This window comes from Streptomyces sp. NPDC037083, assembly GCF_055606485.1.
Genome location: NZ_JBVJSQ010000025.1, coordinates 1 through 3,046 on the forward strand (window position 1 = coordinate 1; position 3,046 = coordinate 3,046).

Genomic DNA, 3,046 nt, shown 5'->3' on the forward strand with positions numbered 1-3,046 from the left:
GCGACGGCGAGTGGGCGATGCTCGTCGTCTCCGTCCCCACCCGTCAGATGGACCGGTCCGGGAACCTCATCGTCCGGGAGATCACCGTGTGGGTGCCGGACGGTCAGATCGAGGAAGTCAAGAAGGAGTACCCGAACAGCGGCCCGAAGGGCAGCGGCCGCCGTCCGATCCCGACGTCCATGGCGCGTCCGGTGCGGGTCGTCGTCGGAGAGGGACTGATCGCGGCCGAGCGCAACGACTACACGAACCGCAACGGGGACACGGTCAAGTCGGCCAAGCTGGTCGTCAACCCCGAGCGGCTGAACCTGGCCCCCGGCAAGATCACCAAGCCCCTGCCGACCGGGACCAAGCGCTAACCCCCAGGCCCCCGAGGCGGAACCACCGCCCCGGGGGCCACCCGCCCAGCTCCAAGTGCCGCGCAGCGGCACGGCGTCATCGTCAGCCCGGAGGGCTGACGACTCGGGGTCGGGCAGCGACTCCGCCCGGCGCGGAGCGCCGCCTCCAGCTGGGCCGCGCAGCGGCCCAGCCTCCCGGGTGCCGGAGGCACCCGGGAGGTGAGCGCGGAGCGCCGCCTCCAGCTGGGCCGCGCAGCGGCCCAGCCTCCCGGGTGCCGGAGGCACCCGGGAGGTGAGCGCGGAGCGCTCACCGTCCCGCCGGAGCGGAGCGCCGGCGCTCGCTTCCCCGGTACTCGGTGTCAGCTGAGGTCTGGCCTACTCCCACATGTCGCTTCCCTTTACGGTCAGGTTTGGCTTGCCACCGGAGTCCCTGGGCGCCGCTGCCGGTTCGGGCTCTTCCGGTGCGGTTGCTGCCGGTTGTTCCGAAGGCGTGGCCATCTCCTCGAGGAAGAGATCTGAGTCTTCCTGCTCGTCCAAGGGCTCGGGTTCGGGAAGGGCCGGTGGTGCCGTCTCGGGCGGGGGCGCCTGTTCCAGAGGTCGTGGGGAGGGAAGGTGCTTGGTCAGGACGACCTGCTGCTGGGGCGCAGGAGCCGGCGGCGCGGTGTGACGTGGCGCCAGGAGCATGCGGACGGTCTGGACGGAGTCGGTCGGGTTGCCGACGGCGACGACCGCCTGGCCGGTGCCGAGTTCGCGCAATTCGTTGGGGTGGACCTTGAAACGATCGACCCTGCGCAGGGAGCCCACGCCGGATCCCACGGTGGCGGATCCGAGGAGCGTGATGTCCTCCTGGACCTGAACAGTCTCTTCCCATCCCTGGCGCGTGCCGAGAAGTTCGGCGATGGTTTCTGCCGCGGCCTTCTGGCGGTGCAGGATCAGGACGTTGGTGTTGGTCATGACCGCGGCCGCGAAGCCTTCGCCGACTTCGGTCAGGTCGGCCATGTCCTGGGTGCACAGGATGAGTCCGCCGCCTGCGGCGCGGATGCGCTGGAAGAGTCCGGCCATGGTGGATCCACCCAGAGCACTGAACTCGTCGACGCCTGCGATGAACAGGCCGCCGGATGCTCCCCATCGGTCGGCCAGCAGTCGGTCGCCGACGCTGCCAAGATCGGTCAGGAACAGGCTGCCTATCTGCCGGGCGGCTCGAGCGTCCGTGGCCGAGGCGAGGGAAAGCAGGACGATGTCTCCGGCCCGGATGGACTCGTATAGGTCTATGCCGTCAGGGTGTTCCGTCAGGATTCGTCTGGCGTCTCCTGATACGAGGTTGCGTACACGGGTGGCCAGGCCGGGGATGGACCGTCGGAGGTCTTTGGCTTCGTCCTGCAGGTAGTCGAGGTACTGAGAGATGTCCTGGCCGACAGGTCCGGTGAAACGGTTGAGCCGGTTCGACAGGCCCTTGATCGTCATCAGCCGGGCCAGGTCGGGCAGGTCCCGCCGCCATGGCCGGACCCCGTCTGTGAACTGTTCGGTCAGGTGCGGCTGCGCGACCAGGTCGTCGAGGGCACGTACGCAGTACAGGAGGAACTCTTCGGCTGCTTCGCGGTGGTGCGGCTCGCTGAATCCGCCGCCGGCTACCTGGTCCAGGCACTCGACGATGCGTGATCTGACCTGCTCTGCGGTGCCTTGTCGGATCGGGTTGTAGCAGTCGCCGTGGCCTGTGACGGTCACCAGCCGGAAGCGACGGCCTGCCTCGTGGGCGGCTCCGCGCAGGGCCTCGGCCAGCTCCGGGTCTCCCTTCATGTCGGCGAAGAGGAAGGGGATGTTCAAGGGGCGGGCGTGAGGGCTGACGACCAACTCGTAGACGAGCCGCTCGATGCTGCGGGTCTTGCCGTAGCCGGTCGCGCCGGCGACGAAGGCGTGCTGCCTCAGTGCGCGGCCAGGGACGACGCAGGGCTTGCCGGTGTGCATGTCCACGCCGAGGCGCAGGGTCAGATCGTTGACCGACGTGACCGGGGGGCGGTCGTCCCGCCGGGTCATGTTTTTGACCCGCGATTCGATCCGCCGTTGCGGAGCCAGGCTTTCCATCTCCCGCCATTCGGCAAGGAATCGGGAACGCCACATGAGCCAAAGACCACCGACCAGGGCACCCATGGTGAGTGCGTAGGGAAGCTGGCCAATCATCCAGGACGGCCACTCCTCTGCAGCGGTATGGCGGAGTGAATCCCATCTGCCAGTTTTTCGTATCTCATCGATCACCTGCCTGTACGGGCGCATGTAGCCGCGTCCCGCGCCAGCCATCACTGCGACGATGAATCCGCAGGCTCCTGCCACTGCTGTCCACCTGCGAGCTTTTTTGGACAGGAACTGGCCGACGGCTACAAAACCGAGGGAAACCAGAGCAATCAATGGCGCCGCAAGAAACAGAAGAGCTGCCGCTCCCCTGAGAAAGGATTGCCCCGATGACTGGTTCTTCTCGGCGACACCCCATTGCGTGGGGGGCCGTCCCTCCACATCACCCCGCGCTCGATAATCAGCCACCGCCCGACCCCCTTTTCATTACTAGCCGCATCATTCGCTCTCCGCCTTTACCGCCGACCCCCACCTGCTCACCCACCCGATCTCTTCCCGCTCCCCTCCTCTGCACTTCCGCCTCCCCCTCCTCCCTCTTCTTTTCCTCTCTTCTTTTCCTCTCTTCTTTTCCTCTCTTCTTTTAC

2 protein-coding genes are annotated in these 3,046 nt (G+C 67.1%); one reads left to right on the plus strand and one right to left on the minus strand.

Annotation, left to right across the window (positions count from 1 at the left end):
* Window positions 1–356: hypothetical protein (locus ACZ7DE_RS39245; protein WP_470769178.1), on the plus strand; the 356-nt coding region annotated here is incomplete at its 5' end.
* A 354-nt stretch (window positions 357–710) separates the two neighbouring features.
* On the opposite strand, the gene ACZ7DE_RS39250 is transcribed toward ACZ7DE_RS39245, so the two are convergent.
* Window positions 711–2,870, minus strand: a complete 2,160-nt coding sequence (locus ACZ7DE_RS39250; RefSeq protein WP_470769180.1) for a type IV secretory system conjugative DNA transfer family protein — start codon at window positions 2,868–2,870, stop codon at window positions 711–713.
* Window positions 2,871–3,046 lie beyond the last annotated feature (176 nt).